Origin of the sequence: Chryseobacterium joostei, from assembly GCF_003815775.1 — a bacterium.
Classification (GTDB): domain Bacteria; phylum Bacteroidota; class Bacteroidia; order Flavobacteriales; family Weeksellaceae; genus Chryseobacterium; species Chryseobacterium joostei.
This window is the reverse complement of sequence record NZ_CP033926.1, coordinates 2808341-2825968: the sequence shown is the minus strand read 5'-3', so window position 1 is coordinate 2825968 and position 17628 is coordinate 2808341. Positions and strand designations below refer to the sequence as shown.

General features: G+C 34.8%; 14 protein-coding genes. All 14 read left to right on the top strand.

The features are described from left to right. Positions 1 to 8 precede the first annotated feature (8 nt). The 14 genes from EG359_RS12830 (at position 9) to rfbD (ending at position 17627) form a co-directional block, all read left to right on the top strand. Positions 9 to 1157, top strand: coding sequence for a hypothetical protein (locus tag EG359_RS12830; RefSeq protein ID WP_076356811.1), 1149 nt, complete (start codon positions 9 to 11; stop codon positions 1155 to 1157). A 54-nt stretch (positions 1158 to 1211) separates the two neighbouring features. Next, positions 1212 to 3773, top strand: coding sequence for a type I DNA topoisomerase (gene topA / locus EG359_RS12825; RefSeq protein WP_076356809.1), 2562 nt, complete (start codon positions 1212 to 1214; stop codon positions 3771 to 3773). 149 nt (positions 3774 to 3922) lie between these two features. Next, positions 3923 to 4993: a formimidoylglutamase gene (locus tag EG359_RS12820; RefSeq protein ID WP_076356807.1), complete on the top strand. Its 1071-nt coding sequence runs from the start codon at positions 3923 to 3925 to the stop codon at positions 4991 to 4993. Positions 4994 to 4996: 3 nt separating this feature from the next. Then, positions 4997 to 5998 (top strand): glycosyltransferase family 2 protein, encoded by a 1002-nt coding sequence (locus EG359_RS12815; protein WP_076356805.1) that lies wholly within the window; start codon positions 4997 to 4999, stop codon positions 5996 to 5998. A 107-nt stretch (positions 5999 to 6105) separates the two neighbouring features. Further along, complete coding sequence (locus EG359_RS12810) at positions 6106 to 7224, top strand: glycosyltransferase family 4 protein (RefSeq protein WP_076357167.1); 1119 nt, start codon at positions 6106 to 6108, stop codon at positions 7222 to 7224. A gap of 28 nt (positions 7225 to 7252) precedes the next feature. Continuing rightward, positions 7253 to 8113, top strand: a complete 861-nt coding sequence (locus EG359_RS12805; protein WP_076356803.1) for a polysaccharide biosynthesis/export family protein — start codon at positions 7253 to 7255, stop codon at positions 8111 to 8113. Between the two features lie 3 nt (positions 8114 to 8116). Then, positions 8117 to 10609, top strand: coding sequence for an exopolysaccharide transport family protein (locus EG359_RS12800; RefSeq protein ID WP_076356801.1), 2493 nt, complete (start codon positions 8117 to 8119; stop codon positions 10607 to 10609). Positions 10610 to 10822: 213 nt separating this feature from the next. Further along, on the top strand, positions 10823 to 11713 hold the full coding sequence (gene porG, locus EG359_RS12795) for a type IX secretion system protein PorG (RefSeq protein ID WP_076356799.1): 891 nt from the start codon (positions 10823 to 10825) through the stop codon (positions 11711 to 11713). 1 nt (position 11714) lies between these two features. Next, positions 11715 to 12464, top strand: coding sequence for an isoprenyl transferase (locus EG359_RS12790; RefSeq protein WP_076356797.1), 750 nt, complete (start codon positions 11715 to 11717; stop codon positions 12462 to 12464). 28 nt (positions 12465 to 12492) lie between these two features. Then, positions 12493 to 15027, top strand: a complete 2535-nt coding sequence (locus EG359_RS12785; protein WP_076356795.1) for a BamA/OMP85 family outer membrane protein — start codon at positions 12493 to 12495, stop codon at positions 15025 to 15027. Positions 15028 to 15035: 8 nt separating this feature from the next. Continuing rightward, positions 15036 to 15590 (top strand): OmpH family outer membrane protein, encoded by a 555-nt coding sequence (locus tag EG359_RS12780; RefSeq protein WP_076357165.1) that lies wholly within the window; start codon positions 15036 to 15038, stop codon positions 15588 to 15590. Between the two features lie 65 nt (positions 15591 to 15655). Further along, on the top strand, positions 15656 to 16159 hold the full coding sequence (locus EG359_RS12775) for an OmpH family outer membrane protein (protein ID WP_076356793.1): 504 nt from the start codon (positions 15656 to 15658) through the stop codon (positions 16157 to 16159). A 70-nt stretch (positions 16160 to 16229) separates the two neighbouring features. After that, positions 16230 to 16715: an acyl-CoA thioesterase gene (locus EG359_RS12770; protein ID WP_076356791.1), complete on the top strand. Its 486-nt coding sequence runs from the start codon at positions 16230 to 16232 to the stop codon at positions 16713 to 16715. Between the two features lie 48 nt (positions 16716 to 16763). Next, the gene (rfbD, locus tag EG359_RS12765; RefSeq protein WP_076356789.1) at positions 16764 to 17627 is read left to right on the top strand and encodes a dTDP-4-dehydrorhamnose reductase; all 864 of its coding nucleotides are present in this window, start codon (positions 16764 to 16766) and stop codon (positions 17625 to 17627) included. The last annotated feature ends 1 nt before the right edge of the window (position 17628 follow it).

Below are 17628 nucleotides of genomic sequence, written 5' to 3'. Positions count from 1 at the left end.
AATACACTATGGAGCTTAAAAAAATTGTGCAATATTTTAATATTAAGATTTTTATCTATTGTATTATTGCAATAACAGCTATTTATACCCTTGCATTTACATTGGCATTTAACCTTAAAGACGATGGGTATATTTTAGCCGACTGGCTTATCAATTATGAAGATGGGGGCTTCAAAAGAAGAGGATTATCCGGGAGCTTTTTTTTTATTCTTCAGGACATAACAGGATTTAGTCTTAATTATATTGTGTACTTCTTTCAGTTTACGATCATTTCCCTGTTCTTTTGGCTTTATACAAAAATCATAAGATATAAAGTTACAGATCTTCTTTATCTGTCATTATTGTTGTCATCCATAGGTTTTGTAGGGCTTCTTAATACAGTAACCTATGTAGGAAAGAAAGAATTCATTGTTTTTCTTTTGTTTACTTACTTCGTGTATCTTTTAGATAATAACAGGCTTACAAAATATAAGGAATACATTTTCTGTATTCTGTTGTTCATAAGCACATTGCTTCATGAAGTAACACTATTCTATACTCCATACTTTGCCATTGCATTATATGTAAAGAGTGGAAAGATTGAGGTGAGAAGATATATCAAGTTTTTTCTTTCCGTATTCATTCCTGCTGCTGCTATTATTTTATTAGGGAAAAATGTAAATGAGGGAATGTCTCTGGAAATTTTAAGCAAGAGAGGAGTACATCCTACTTACGGAATCTTCTATTGGAATATTGATGAAAGACAATATATTAAGGAACATCTTAATGAATATCTGCTTTACTTTATAAGTTTAGGAATAAGTATTGTACACATCGCCTATTATTTAAAATATCTAACTAACAGAAAGATTCTATTTATTTTATTATCCGGAGCTTTTATATTCTCTTTACCCTTATTTTATCTGGCAATAGATTGGGGAAGATGGATGTATATTCATATGATGTTATTGATTGTTCTTTTTGCCCTCTTACTGAAAAAAGGAGACTCCATATATGTCTATGAACCAACACTTATCAATAGGAAATTTTACATTACCATGGCCTTCATAATACTCTCTTTAATTTACAGAGTTGAGATGTCCGGAAAGGGCTTTACATTTGAGGGAATCCTGTACAGACTGTTTGTTGCCCCTCTGGAATTATTAAATAAAATGTGATTTCAAAAAAGGATATAATAAAAAAGCTTTACTTTTGCAAAAAAATTTTTTAGAATGTCGAAAAATTTAGTAATCGTAGAGTCCCCGGCAAAAGCAAAAACTATTCAGAAATATCTAGGTAAGGATTTCGAAGTAAAATCCAGTTTCGGTCACATCCGAGATCTGCCTAAAAAGGGTATGGGAATAGACCTTGCCACCTTTAGTCCTGATTACGAAGTTTCAGCAGACAAGAAGAAATTGGTGACAGAATTAAAGGCTGCAGTAAAGAAAGCAGAAATGGTATGGCTGGCTTCCGATGAAGACCGCGAGGGAGAAGCTATTGCATGGCACTTAGCGGATGAATTGAAATTGAAGCCTGAAAACAGAAAAAGAATTGTTTTCCACGAGATTACTAAAAATGCCATTCTAAAAGCAATTGAAAACCCTAGGGATATTGATCAAAACTTGGTAAATGCCCAGCAGGCAAGAAGAGTACTGGACAGAATTGTAGGTTTTGAAATGTCTCCGGTTTTATGGAAAAAAGTAAAACCAGGACTTTCAGCAGGAAGAGTACAATCCGTAGCCGTAAGATTAATTGTTGAAAGAGAAAAAGAAATCCGTGAATTTACCCCAAAGGCAAGCTTTAAGCTAGACGGAATCTTCTTAAACAATAATGAGCAGGAAATTGCTGCAAAGCTTAAAAAAGACTTTGAGAAAGAGGAACAAGCAGAAAAATTCCTCGAGCAGGCAAAAACTACAGAATTTAAAGTTCTCAATGTTGAAACAAAACCTGGAACTCGCTCAGCATCTGCCCCCTTTACTACTTCTACACTACAGCAGGAAGCTTCATCAAGATTAGGGTATAATGTGACCAATACCATGCGTCTGGCACAAAGACTATACGAAGAAGGGTTCATTACCTATATGAGAACAGACTCCGTAAACCTTTCTCAGGAAGCAATTGAAGGAGCAAAAAAACAGATTATTTCAGAATATGGAGCAGAGTATTCTTCTCCAAGAAACTATACTACAAAATCTGCATCAGCACAAGAAGCTCACGAAGCAATTCGTCCTACAGACTTCGGTGTGAAAAGCATAGGAGATGCTCAGTTGAATAAGCTGTACCAATTGATCTACAGAAGAACATTGGCATCCCAAATGTCCAATGCGAAGATTGAAAAAACAGTAATTGAGATTGGAAACGCTTCATTGCCACATCACTTCGAAGCACAAGGAGAAGTGATCATCTTTGATGGTTTCCTAAAGGCTTACGGTATTGTAAAAACCGAAGATGAAGATGAAGAAAACAATGAAAAACTATTACCAAAGGTAAAAGTTGGAGAAGTATTAAGCTATAAAACCATCACTGCTACTGAAAAATTCACAAGACCAAGTGCAAGATATACTGAAGCCGGATTGGTTAGAAAATTAGAAGAGCTAGGGATTGGTAGACCATCTACCTACGCACCAACAATTCAGACCATTCAGAACAGAGAATATGTGGACAAGCGTGAAATTGAGCCACAAACTCGTCAGGTGATCAAAATGTCTTTAGTAAAAGACAGTATCAAAAAAGTAGTTCTTGATGAAAAGTTTGGAGGCGATAAAAATAAATTTATTCCTACAGATATAGGAGAAGTTGTAAATGACTTCCTTACCGATAACTTTAAGGAAATCCTGGACTACGGCTTTACCGCAAGAGTAGAAGAAGGTTTCGATGAGATTGCAAACGGAGATCAGAAATGGAAGGAAATGATGACAGACTTCTATTCAAAATTCCACCCAAGAATTGAAGATGTAGAAGAAAATGCAGACCGTGCAACAGGAGACAGACTTTTAGGAGTTGATCCAAAAACAGGGAAAAATGTTCACGCCAGAATCGGAAGATTTGGAGCTATGATTCAGATTGGAGAAACAGATGATGAAGAAAAGCCAATCTTTGCTTCATTAATGTCCGGTCAGAATATTGCAACCATTACTTTTGAAGAAGCGATAGAACTGTTTAAGCTGCCTTTTGATCTGAATGAATTTGAAGGACATCCGGTTTCTGTTGGAGTTGGAAGATTCGGACCTTATGTGAAATGGGGAGAAACCTTCATTAGTATTCCCAAAGGTGAAGATCCGCTTTCAATCAATCAAAACCGTGCAGAAGAAATCATTAACGAGAAGAAAAAGGCAGATGCACCCATTGCAACTTATAAAGGAGATCCTGTAACCAAAGGAACAGGTAGATTCGGACCATTTATCAAATACAAGGATCTTTTCATAAACGTTCCGAAGAAATATAACTTTGATAATCTTTCTCAGAGTGACATCAACGAATTGATTGATGCCAAGCTGGAAAAAGAAGCCAACAGATACATCCAGCAATGGGAAAAAGAAAAAATTTCCATTGAAAACGGAAGATGGGGACCTTTCATCAAGTTTGGAAAAGCAATGTTTAAAATTCCAAAGAAAAGTGATGATACCAAATATGATGGAGAAGAATTGAAAGATATTTCTCTTGATGAAGTTAAAAAGTGGATCACTGATCAGGATAAAAATGCCTTTGCGGAAAAGAAAAAACCAGCTGCAAAAAAAGCAACCACTGCCAAGAAAACTACAGCTGCTAAAAAACCAGCTGCAAAAAAGAAATAATATTAAAATAATTATACATAGCCGTTAACTAACAGTGTTAACGGCTTTTTTTATGAATAAAAAATACCACAGCCTAGTCAGTTGTGGTGTTTTTTTGTATGTTTGTTATATCAAGAAATTAATAAAATAGCACATTCTTAAATTAAAATATGGATTTTGAAGACTTTATCATTTCACCAAGAAATTTCAAAACAGAAAGCTGGCAGATTGGAAGTCGGATCACAAAGGATATAAAAGAAGACAGTATCGTTCTTTTATTTGTGTCAGATTACAGAGGAGCAGGCGGAGATGCAGAAGTACAAGATTATACAGCAGTTAGAAAGGAATTTTATAAGCTTGCACAGTTGGATTTTGAAATTCCGATTGTAGACCTTGGCGATTTGGTTTCCGGGAAGTCTGTTCAGGATACCCACTATATTTTGCAGGAAGTTTTATCTGCATGCCATTATAAAAGAGCACTTCCGGTAATTATCGGTGGTTCTAATGACTTTGCTTTTTCATTGTTTTCTGCAATAAATTTCCATCAAAAAAGTCTCAATTATACCCAAGTCAGCAATATTATTTCTCTTAAACAAGGGGAAGAAATTAATGAACACACTTTTTTAAGCAAGATTTTTGGGGCCAAGACTTTTTCTATTAAAAACTATCACCATTTAGGGTATCAGAAACATTTAAATGAGATGGATTCTGTAAAGCTGATTAAGGAAGTGGAGTTTGATATCATCCGTTTGGCTGAAATGATGAATTCTACAGAAAAAACAGAGCCTTTCTTCAGAAAAGCAGATCTGGTTACGGTAAACTGTGATGCGATAGAAAGCTTCAGTGAACCTTTTTCAGTAAATCCGCAGGTTAATGGGCTTAATAGGAGAGAAGTTTGTGCCTATATGAAAGAAATAGGGCTAAGCGAAAACCTGAAATCTGTAGGCATTTTTAATTATAATATTTACTCAGAGAATCAGCTGAATCATCAGCTATTAGCCCAAATGCTCTGGTATCTCATTGAGGGAATCAACATTCAGAGATCTCACCCTAAGGAAAGACACTATGAATTGTTCTATGTTTTAATAGATGACAGACAATTTGCTTTTAAGCGCGATACTTTCAGTAATTTGTGGTATTTTGGCGATGATGAAAATATAGAAAATTGCATTCCATGCTCAAGAAAAGATTTTGATGAAGCCAAAAAAGGCTGGCTGAATGCAAGACTGATGAAATTTTAATATATGACGAACGTTCCCTCAAGAATTTCCATTATTGTTCCCGTTTATAATGTCGAAAACTATTTGACAAAATGCCTTGACTCCTTAGTGAATCAAAGCTACCGAAACATTGAGGTTCTTGTAGTGGATGATGGAAGTAAAGACAAATCTGCGGAAATTATCAAGAGTTTTGCCCTGAAATATCCGGAGAAAATAAAGGCTTTTACCAAGGAAAACGGAGGATTAAGTGATGCACGGAACTTTGGTATTGAGCGGGCAACAGGAGATTATATTGGTTTTGTAGATAGCGATGACTATGTAACGGAAACAATGTTTGAAGAAATGTTGCTGCTGGCAGAAAAACATCAGGCAAAAATGGTGATCTGCAATATTCAGAAAGTAAATGAAAATGGACAGGTAACCCAAAAGCTGACTCAGCTGCCCAATATGCAGGAAAAAATTAATCTTGAAGATCATTTTTCTGTTTTTTCGGATATCAGTTATTTTGCTTGTAATAAATTGTTTAGAAAAGAACTTTTTGAGCATAAAAGATTTAAGAAAGGAGTTCATTTTGAGGATATTCAACTCATTCCACAGCTTTTATTGGAATGTGAGATCATTGCACAGACTCAGAGTTTTCATTACCAATACCTTGAGCGTACCGATTCTATTACAAAGACGCATACAGAAAAGGGGCTTGACATATTGAAAGCGGTGCAGGATGTAGAAAATGAGTTCAAGGGATCCAGATATTCCAATAAAAAAATAGAATTGAAGAACTTTCAGATCTTTGAGGGAGTTTATTCTTTTCTGGCATATCTGGCGTTTGTGAAGAATGAAGAGATGTTTTACAAAATGTCTGATAAACTGACTGTTTTTATGAAAGAAAGACAAATAAAAATTCAAGATATATTAAGGTATAGTCGTTTTGGTAAGAATTATCTTTTATCTTTGCCGGTGAAAAAAAAGATTTTTTATCTGTTATTTTTTGCCGGACAGAAAAAGTTGATAAGAAAATTGATATAAACACAAATGTAAGTACTATTGTTTCGGACAGTAGAACATGAGATGAAGCACATGTTTGCATCATTGGTTCTAATTGAAGGGAGAATATGTACTGGATAAGAAAAAGAATGAAAAATTTTGAATTGTTCTTAAGCGGATCGGGGATACCTATTTTCTATATAAAAGTAGGATTAGGTTTCGTGTTCTCCTTTTTAATTACTTTTTTCTCCATACCTACTATTGTAAAGATCTCCAGAAGAAAAAATCTTATGGATGAACCGGGAGTTAGAAGTTCACATCTCAGAAAAATTCCTAACCTAGGTGGTATTGCCATATTTTATTCCATTGGGATATGTGCCTCTATTTTTGCCTACGAGCTATTTGACCTCTATAAATTTCTGTTTGCATCACTCATCATACTCCTTTATATAGGTGTAATGGATGATATTGTGGTCATGAGGGCCTATAAAAAACTTGTGGCGCAGATTCTTGTGTCCTCATTGGTCGTAATTGGTTCAGATATTAGGATCAGAAGCTTATTTGGAATCTTCGGGGTGTATGAACTTAGCTATCTTGTGAGTGTTCTATTCAGTATTATTACTTTCATTATTCTGATTAATGCATTCAACCTTATTGATGGGATTGATGGGCTTGCAGGAGGTTATTCTGTGATCTGCAGTGCATTGTTTGGAATAAGCTATTACAGGTTGGGAGAATATAACTATCCGTTGGTTGTTCTGTCTGTAGTTATCATTGGAACTGTTTTGGCATTTTTATATTACAATCTTTCTAATTATAGAACCAATAAGGTGTTCATGGGAGATACAGGTTCCATGCTATTGGGCTTTCTCTTAGCTTTTACTTCCATTTGCTTTATTGATATTTTTATTGATAAAAAGCTTATTGACGTACCAAGATATCACTTGCAGTCGGCTCCGGTTGTGGCTGTGGCAATTCTTATTTTGCCTATTGTAGATACTTTGAATGTGATTTTTGTAAGACTTTACAATAAAAAATCTCCCTTTGATGCCGATAAGAACCATATTCATCATAAGCTGCTAAAACTTGATCTTACTCACAGAAGATCTACATTCTATATTATTGTTTATTACTTAATGATTGTAGCGGTAGCCTATTATTTGAGACATATTAACGTGAACCTATTATTGCTGATTGTTGTTTCATTAGGTTTTTTGGGGGCTTATTTGCCGGATTTGATATATCGATTAAGAAATAACAAAAATTAAATATTACTTTTGTAACCAATATTCAAATATGATGAAGAACTTTAAGTATTTATTTTTAATATTATTACCTTTCCTGGTTACCTCGTGCATCACTACAAAAGATGTAAGATATTTACAGCCAAGTGAAAGTCTTGTAATTAACGAAGAAGGTCTTGTTCCCTACAATATTCCTATCTACAGAATTACAAAAAATGACATCCTTAACCTTAATATTGTTACCACTCCCAAAGGAGATGCTGCACAGTTTTATTCTTCCCTGAATACTTCTGGAGGAGCAGGTGGAGGAGCCGTGAGTAATGTTACTTCAGGAGGAGCAGGTGGCGCATCAGGCGCCGGAGGAAATGTCAATTTCTATTTTAATGGTTTGAAAGTGGATTCCAACGGCGATATTAATGTATTCGGAATAGGATACATCAAGGCTGAGGGAAGAACGCTTGATGATATCACAAAAGAAATACAAGGTAAGGTAAACGAAAACTTCCAGGAGGGAAAATCTGAAGTAAGATTAAATACTGACGGAATCACTTATTATATCCTTGGTGATGTGGAATCAACAGGACTTTCAGGTGAAAAAGTGGCTCATAAAAATACCCTTACCATTACTGAGGCATTAGCTATCAACGGAGGTTTGAACAGAACTATCGACAAAAAAGATGTTGTTATTCACAGAAAGCTTCCGGAAGGAATCAAAATAGCTAAAATAGATCTTACCCGCGAAGACCTGATGAATTCTCCATACTACTATATTCAGAATGGAGACGAAATCTATCTTAATACAAGAAAGAAAAGCTTGAACGGATTCGGAAAAGATCCTATACAGACTTTATTGACAGGTGTTACAGCAATTACGACGGCATTAACTTTATATACAATCCTACAAAGACTTTAATCCATGATTCCAGGAAAAGAAACTCAAGTAGGAAAAAGTGAAACCCCAAAAGAAAAGTATGGGTCTTTTGCATTGTTTGATATTGAACATTTTTTAAGAAGAATACTTAAAAATTGGTATTGGTTTGTTTATATGTTTATTATAGGCTATGCCATTTCTTGGGTATACAGTAAATACTATGCCCAGAATGTATACTCTTCAGAGCTATCTCTGAGTATATCCAATAATACATCAAGTTATTTTAGTCCCAATCAGTCAATTAACTTCATCTGGGGACAGGGAGGAAACCAGGATGGGGTCTACCTGAAGAAAATGCTTTTTTCAAGATCGCACAATGAATTTTTGGTTAAAGAATTAAATCTTTTTGTGAACTATTCTACCAAGGGTCTTATCAAATCTACTTATTTGGATAAGGATGATTCTCCGGTTTTTATTGAAGTTGACAAAAAACATCTTCAGCAAGTTAACTATCCGATTACGTTGGTCCCAAAAGGTAATGGAGCCTATGAAGTTGTACTTCCGAAAGAGGGCCAGTCTACAAGCTTGTATAGCTATGAAACAGAGGGGTTTCAGAATATTACCCCCTACAACAGACCGGGAAATAAGATCGTAAAAGTTAACGAATGGTATAACTCTCCCAATCTAAGATTCAAGCTAATTCAAAATCCGGTTACGCCTAATATTAAACAGGATAATATTATTATTAATCTAAGTCCAATTAACCAAAGTGTTACCGATATTGTATCAACCATATCTGTAAATTTTGACAAAGAGATTAGCACCATTATGGTAATCACCAAGAAAGGGTACAATCTTAACAGTACTGTAAACTTTCTTAATAAATCAGTTGCAGAACTTCAAAAAAAGAGACTGGAGGATAAAAACATTGTTAATAAAAATACAACAGCTTATCTACAAAATAATCTAAACGATATTCGTAAGAAACTGGACTCAGCTGCCGTTGTCTTAAACTACCTGAAAACATCAGAGAAGCTATACAATATTAAAGACAGAGATGAAAAATCTCTGGAAAAAATAAAAGATCTTGAAGCGAAAAAGGCAGATCTTGTAAGTAAAATAAGTTCGCTGAATAATATTAAAAATACACTTCAGTCTCAGAACTTTGATAAAATGATTGCTACCAATGCAGCAGGTTTTGAAGATGGAATGTTTTCTGCCTCTGTAAGCGAACTTAAGGCTCTATATACCAAGAGATCAGAATTGGCATCAATCTACAAGCCAAATTCTGAACCAATGAAAGAGGTGAACAGGCTTATTAATGAAGCAAGAACCGGATCTTTCAATAGTTTAAAAGGGTATTACACTAAATATTATGATGAGATCAACAGAATTGATCGTGAAGTTTCTGGTGCAAATTCAGATTTGACAACCTATCCTGAAAAGGAAAGAAAATATCTTGATGCAGAAAGAGGCTATAATATGATTGAAGCTACATACAACAGTCTTTTGAATAGACAGAATGAGGCACAACTGAATGTAGCAACAAACCAGTCTGACATTAGTGTAATTGACCCAGCCAAGAATTTAGGACAGGGACCTATAAGCCCGAACGTTAAAACAACAAAGGCTGGAATAATATTTGGAATGCTATTGCTTCCTATATTATTTATTTTAATTGGTGAACTGCTTGATAATAAGATTAGGAATATTAAGGAATTACTAAGCGCAACGAAAATTCCACTTCTTGGAGTGATCGGAAACAACAGTAATGAAAATATGCTGACGGTTTTGGAACAGCCAAAATCGTCTGTTTCAGAAGCCTTTAGAGGTATCAGAGCGAGCGTTAGATTCCTAATGACCAATGAAAGTGAAAAAGGTAAGGTAATCCTGATAACATCTTCCGTAGGGGGTGAGGGGAAAACCTATGTATCCATCAATCTTGCATCGGTACTAGGACTAAGTGACAAAAAAACAATCCTATTGGGAATGGACCTTCGAAAGCCTAAAATCTTTGGAGATTTCAAAATTGATAATAAATATGGTATTTCAAACTACCTTACGGGAGAAGTGGATATTGACCAGATCGTGAATAAGACTAAGATACCAAATCTTGATGTTGCAACTTCAGGACCTATTCCACCCAACCCGTCAGAGTTATTAATGAGCCAAAGAAATATTAAGTTTATAGAAAAGCTGAGAGAAATATATGACTTTATTATCATAGATTCTCCGCCAGTGGGATTAGTAGCAGACTCCTATGAACTTATGAAATATTCCGATGCAAATATTTACATTGTTCGCCACGAGTATACTGAAAAGTATATGCTAAGAATGATTACAGAGAAATATCATAATAATGAGATTGAGCATTTAGGACTTATTTATAATGATTATGCTACGAAGCAGGGATATGGCTATGGATATGGTTACGGCTATGGTTATGGATATGGCTATTTTGATGAAGATAAAAATTACAAAGAACCACTGTTAATCAGAATACGGAACAGGATGCAAAGAATGTTTAATAAAAAATAGAGCCTTAAACCCTCATTCGATGGGGGTTTTTTCATACTTTATTTTTTTTCATTCTATGAAAAAAAGAATATTTTTGCCACTTTGCCGTTTACTTTATAACAAATTATGTTTTTTTGTTTATTTTTAACTAAACATTAAGATTATCATTAATATAAAAATGTTTTATATTTGCAAAAATTAAATTTTAAAATAACCATAAATCCATATTCTTTTATGAATAAAAAATTATTGTTTAGCTTCCTTGCCTTCCTTGGAGTGGTGAGTGTTAAAGCTCAAAGAAACGAATTGGGAGTTCGTCTAGGTATGAGTAACCTAGTGGGAGATGTAGGAAGAACAAATTATATTTTACAAAAGCCGTTGGATTTAAATAGAATATCGGATTGGGGTATCCCATTTTATGGAGGAATATTATATAGATTTAATTTTAACCCGCATCAAACTATTAGATTGGATTTAGGATACAACCAAATTCAGTTTAGTGATAAAGCTGCGAAAGAAGAATATAGAAGAAATAGAAACTCATACGGTAAAAATAACGTGTATGAGGCAAGTTTAATGTTTGAATATAACTTTTTCCCTATAAATAACGAACAGGTAAGTATGGTAAGCCCATATATTTTTGGAGGTGTAGGTGCCTTAATGTTTGATGCACCTAAAGCTAATCTTGTGAATGACTTCAGAAGAGATGCAGATGGTGTGGCGCTAGCTCCAATCAATGAAATGGACTTTAAAACAACAACCGAATACACGTTAGGAAAAAAAGTTACCATGCATATCCCTTTTGGGGTAGGTTTAAAGTATAAATTTAACCATACTTGGGCTATATTTGCAGAAGCAACCTTTAGATATACATTAACAGATCAGCTTGATCACAGTAAGATCCTTTCCAGTGATGTAAAGAATTCATTTAATGCCGATATCTTGGATCCGGCTACAGGGGGTTCCTTATTACAGTCAGGTAATTATTATGCTGTTGCTAAAGAAAGAGAAGAAGAGTTTATTAAAAAGAGAAATATTGGAGATGATAGATCTAATGACTGGATGAATACATTCAGTTTAGGATTGACTTTCTCGTTTGGAAGACCTCCATGTTATTGTGATTAATATGTCGTTGATTAAAAATAAAATAAATTCTGAGAATTTACCGAAACACGTAGCCATCATTATGGATGGCAATGGAAGATGGGCAAAATCTCGTGGCGAAGACAGAACCTTCGGTCACAAAAATGCCATTAATGCTGTAAGAAATGCAATTAATGCATGTAATGAGATCAATATCCCCTATTTAACACTTTATACGTTCTCTTCAGAAAACTGGAGTCGTCCGGCTGAAGAAGTGAGCACCCTTATGAATCTGCTTGTAGAAACTTTACTGCTTGAAGCAGAAGAGATCTTTAGCAAAGGGTTAAGAATGCATGTAATAGGAAACCTGAATAAACTGCCTACTTTAGTAAGAGAGCAGTTGCAGCGTGTGATGGATCTTACAAAAGAAAACACAAAAGGAAACCTTGTATTAGCGATAAGCTATGGCTCACAAAATGAAATACTGGAAGCCGTAAAAAATATAAGTTCTGATGTAAAAGAAGGAAAAGTAGACGTAGAGAATATTGATGAAAAACTATTCGAAGATTATCTCTATACCAAGAATTTTCCTCCAGTAGATTTACTGATCAGAACAAGTGGCGAAATCAGGATAAGTAACTTCCTCCTTTGGCAGATTGCTTATGCTGAATTACAGTTTTTAAATGTTCTATGGCCGGATTTCACTAAAGATATTTTCTTCCAATGTATTGTAGATTATCAAAATAAGGAAAGAAGATACGGATTAACCGGAGAGCAGATACAAGGCCAATAAATTTAAAAGAAAAGAAAGACTCGATAAAATGAAGTTTAGACTATTACCCATCATTATGTTTGCTGCTTCTGCGCATTTTTATGGACAAGTAACTCCACAGGACAGCACCAAAGTAAGTAATGCTGTACACACAGAAAATGAGGTAGGCACTTATACACTTAAAGACATCGTTGTAGATGGGGTGAAAAAATATACACCAGCTCAGATCTTAAGATTTACAGGCTTATCTAAAGGAGAAAGCGTAGACATTCCAGGACAGAAGATCAGTAATGCTGTTAAAAAGCTTTGGGATACCCAATCTTTTTCTGAAGTGGAAGTATACGTTCAAAGTATTGAAGGACAGACAGTCGTTCTTAAATTCTATCTTCAGGATCTGAAGGAACTTGGAGAAGTAAAATTCAAGGGCAAAGGAATAGGGAAATCTAAAAATGAAAAACTAGCTAAAGACAACAATCTGAAGCCGGGAACAAAGATTACTCAAAACCTCGTTTCAAGTCTTAAGACGAACATCCCAAAAGACTATATTAAAAAAGGTTTTGCTGACGCAAAAATCAGTATCGAGGATAAAATCAATGCCGGAGATCCTTCTTTGGTAGATTGGACCATTAATGTAGACAAAGGAAGAAAGATCAAAATTGATCATATTGAATTTGAAGGAAACACAAGCGTAACCGATAGAAAGCTTAGAAATAAAGCTTTTAAAGAAACAAAACAAAGACGTTTCGGAATTGGTGGGATCTTGAAGTCTTCAAAATTCATTGAAGAAAAATATCAGGAAGATAAGCAAAGCTTGGTTAATTATTATAACTCTTTAGGGTATAGAGACGCAAAAATAGTTTCTGACTCTGTATGGAGAAATAAAAGAAATAACTATGAGATCAATGTAAAGCTTAACGAAGGTAAAAAATACTATATCGGAGACATTACATTTACAGGTAATACAGTATACTCTACAGAATATCTACAGAGACTGCTGGGATATAAGAAAGGAGATATTTACGATGCAGTAGGATTCAACAAAAAAGTAGGAGAAGACGGTGGTAAGGAAGATGATTCTGATATCAAGTCAGTATACATGAATAATGGTTATCTTTTCTCCAACGTAACACCAGTTGAAAAATCAGTTTCAGGAGACGCTGTAAACCTTGAAGTTAGAATTAACGAAGGAGAGCAGGCAACTTGGAATAAAGTAACATGGCAGGGGAATACAACTACCCATGACCACGTAGTTCTTAGAGCTTTAAGAACAAAACCAGGTGAGCTTTTCAAAAAAACAGAAATCAAAAGAACGTATTTTGATTTGGCAGGTATGTCATTCTTTGATCCACAACAGGTGGGACAAGATATTCAGCCTAACCAACAGGATAATACTGTAGATATCAATTGGAAACTGGTAGAAAAAGGATCTTCTCAGGTTCAGCTTCAGGCTGGATATGGAGGAAATAGTTTTATCGGAACCTTGGGGTTAACGTTTAATAACTTCTCATTAAGAAACTTCCTTAAATTTAAGGATTTTAAACCAGTACCACAGGGAGATGGGCAAACTTTCTCTATTCAGGTACAGGCAGGACAATATTTCCAGAACTACGGAGTATCATTTACGGAACCTTGGTTGTTCGGTACAAGACCAACTGCACTTTCTGTAAGTTTGAATAACTCAAGAGTAAAATACAGCGACGGACTTGGAGGATCCCAGAAACTAAATATATTCTCGGCATCAGTAGGTTTAAACAGACTATTGAACTGGCCGGATGATTATTTCTCCCTATATACAGGAATACAGTTCCAGAAGTATGACTTTAATAATTACCCATTCCAGTTTGGGGAAACTACAGAATACTATGGAAATGCAAATAATTTCAGTATCAATTTAGGTTTAAGTAGAAACTCTGCTGGGATAGACCCTATCTTCCCAACAATGGGTTCCAATATTGAACTTTCTGCGAAGTTAACGCCACCATACTCATTGTTCAGCAATAAAGATTACTCTACAATGAAGCCTGTTGACAAATATAAGTGGATGGAATTCTACAAAATTAAGTTCAAGGCTGATGTATATAACGAAATCATCGGAAAATTGGTATTAAGATCTTCTGCTGAAATGGGATTCATGGATGGTTACAACAAAAACCTTGGTGCACCGCCATTTGAAAGATTCTATGTAGGAGGTACAGGATTATTCGGAGGTAGATATGACGGTAGAGAGCTAATTCCTTTAAGAGGATATGAGAATGCCAGTACATACGGTGGAGAATCAACTGATATTACCCAAAAAGGTGGGGGTACAATCTATAACAGATTTACACTGGAATTAAGATATCCGATTTCATTGAACCAAACGGCTAAAATTTATGCATTAACTTTTGCAGAAGGAGGTAACGTTTGGAACTCTTGGGGTAATTATAACCCATTCCAGCTGAAAAGATCAGTAGGGGTCGGAGTAAGAGTTTATATGGGAGCATTCGGATTAATCGGATTTGACTTCGCTTACGGATTTGATAAAACTCTATCAGGAGATCCATCTGGATGGAGAAACCACTTCTTGATGAACCAATCGTTATAATTATTAATATGAAGAACTTTAAAATAACCATCACTTTTGTATTACTTTTGCTTTTTGGATTTTCAAATGCCCAAAAAATAGGAGTAGTAGATACTAATGAAATTTTAAATAAATTACCTCAGTATAAAGAAGCCGAAGCGAGATTGAATTCTCAAATTGATACCTGGCAGTCTGAACTTCAGAACATGCAGTCAGAATATGAAAGGAAAAAAGCGGCATTCGAAAGTGAAAAAGTGTTATTGATAGGGGATCAATTAAAGCTTAGAGAAAAAGAGGTTGTAGACCTTGATAAAAACATCAAAACAACTACAAGCTTACGTTTTGGAGCCAACGGTGAAATTACGAAACTAAGAACAAACCTTGTTTTACCATTTCAGGATCAGATATGGGGAGCAATTAAAACAATGTCCGAAAAAAACGGATTGGGCATAGTTCTTGATAAAAGCAATAACATTAGTGTTATTTTTCTTCAGGGAAAATATGATTATACAGAAAAAGTATTAACTATTTTACTGAAAGGAACAGATAAGAAAGATAAAACTAGTACCAAAAGTAAAAAGTAATTTTTTAATTAACTTTTACTTAAATTTAAAATCTAAAAACAAATTAAATTATTTATTTACCAATTATGAAAAAATTAAGTGTATTATTTGCAGCAGTGATGATGTTTGTTTCTGTAGGTATGGCAAAGGCTCAAAAAATGGCTACTTTAGATGTATTGGGAGTTCTTAATGCAATGCCTGAAAAGAAAAAAGCAGATGCTGATCTTAAGACATTCTTAGATACTAAGCAAGCTGAGATTAAGAAAAAAGCAGATGCTGGACAAGCCAAATTAAAGCAGTATAGCGAAGAAGCTCCAAAGAAAACTGCAGACGAAAACAAAGCTAGAGAAGCAGAATTACAAAAAATGCAGGAAGAAATAGCTCAAATGCAGGACAAAGCTCAAAAAGACCTACAAGCTAAACAAGAAGTAGCTTTCGGACCGATTGAGAAAAAATTGAACGATGCAGTTGAAAAAGTAGCAAAAGCTAATGGTTATGACTACATTATGGATGCAAATTCACCAGCATTCCTTTACAAAGCAGGAGCTGATGCTACTGCAGCTGTTAAAAAAGAATTAGGAATTCAATAATTTCAGCAAATTAACAAAGATTTATAAAACCAACCGTCTCTTTTAGAGGCGGTTTTTTTATTTTTGCGGAATGGAAAAAGAAGTATCAACTACGGTAAAGGTTAGGTTTAGTGATTGTGATCCTATTGGACATCTGAACAATGTGAAATATCTTGATTATATGTTCAATGCCAGAGAAGATCATGTAGAGACATTCTACGGATTTACTTATGAAGAATATACCAAGCAGACCGGCTGTACATGGATTGCAATTCAAAATGAAATTGCCTACCTGAAAGAAGTAAGATACAATACCCAAGTAGTCATCAGTAGCAAGACTATCGAAATACAGGATAGAACAGCCAAGGTTGAAATTCTGATGAAAAGCTTAGACGAAAAAACAGTTCATGCTGTACTTTGGGTAACCGTTATTTACTTTAACTTGAAAACCAGAAAATCAGAAGTACATCCGGAAGACATAAAAGAAACATTCCACAAATTTTATGTGGACCTAGCTCAAAAAGACTTCCAGTCAAGAGTGAAGTTTTTAAGATCTCAAAATGCGAAAAATTCTTAATGAATATCTTTATAAAGAATTTTTTGACAATTTAAAAATTAATAGTATATGAAAAAAATAGCAGTAGTAGGCAGCAACGGTCAGTTAGGAAACTGTATCAGGAAAATAGCTCCCGATTTTGAAAACCAATACGAGTTTTTATTTACAGACTCTACAACCCTGGATATTACAAACCAAGATCAGGTAAACGACTTTTTCTATGATAACAAACCAGACTATTGTATCAATGCCTCTGCATATACGGCAGTAGATTTGGCAGAAAAAGAAAGAGAAAAGGCATTTGCTGTAAATGCAGACGGAGTAGCCAATCTTGCTCAGGCATGTACAGATTTTAAATCTATCCTGATCCACGTCTCTACAGACTATGTTTTTGATGGAGATACAAATCTGCCTTATTCAGAAGATGATTTTACAAATCCAATCGGTGCTTATGGTGAATCAAAAAGAAAAGGAGAGGAGTTGGCATTAGAAATTAATCCGAAGACTATTATACTAAGAACTTCTTGGCTTTATTCAGAATTTAATAAGAATTTCGTTAAAACCATGTTGAACTTATTCTCCCAAAAAGAAGAATTAGGAATCGTAGCCGATCAGTTTGGGCAGCCTACCAATGCCAATGACCTTGCCGAGGCAATCATGAAGATTATTGAAGCACCCCATAAAACTTTCGGAATATTCCATTTCTCAAACTATCCTGAAACAACTTGGTTTGAATTCGCCAAAAAAATTGCTGAATTTTCAAAATCTTCAGTAAAGCTAAATCCTTTAACTACTGAGCAGTATCCGACACCAGCAAAAAGACCTGTTAGAAGTACCATGTCATTGGATAAAATAGAAGAAACCTATAAAATAGAACCAAGACACTGGGAGCATAGCCTTGAAGAATGTGTTGATGTTCTTTCACAGCAATAAT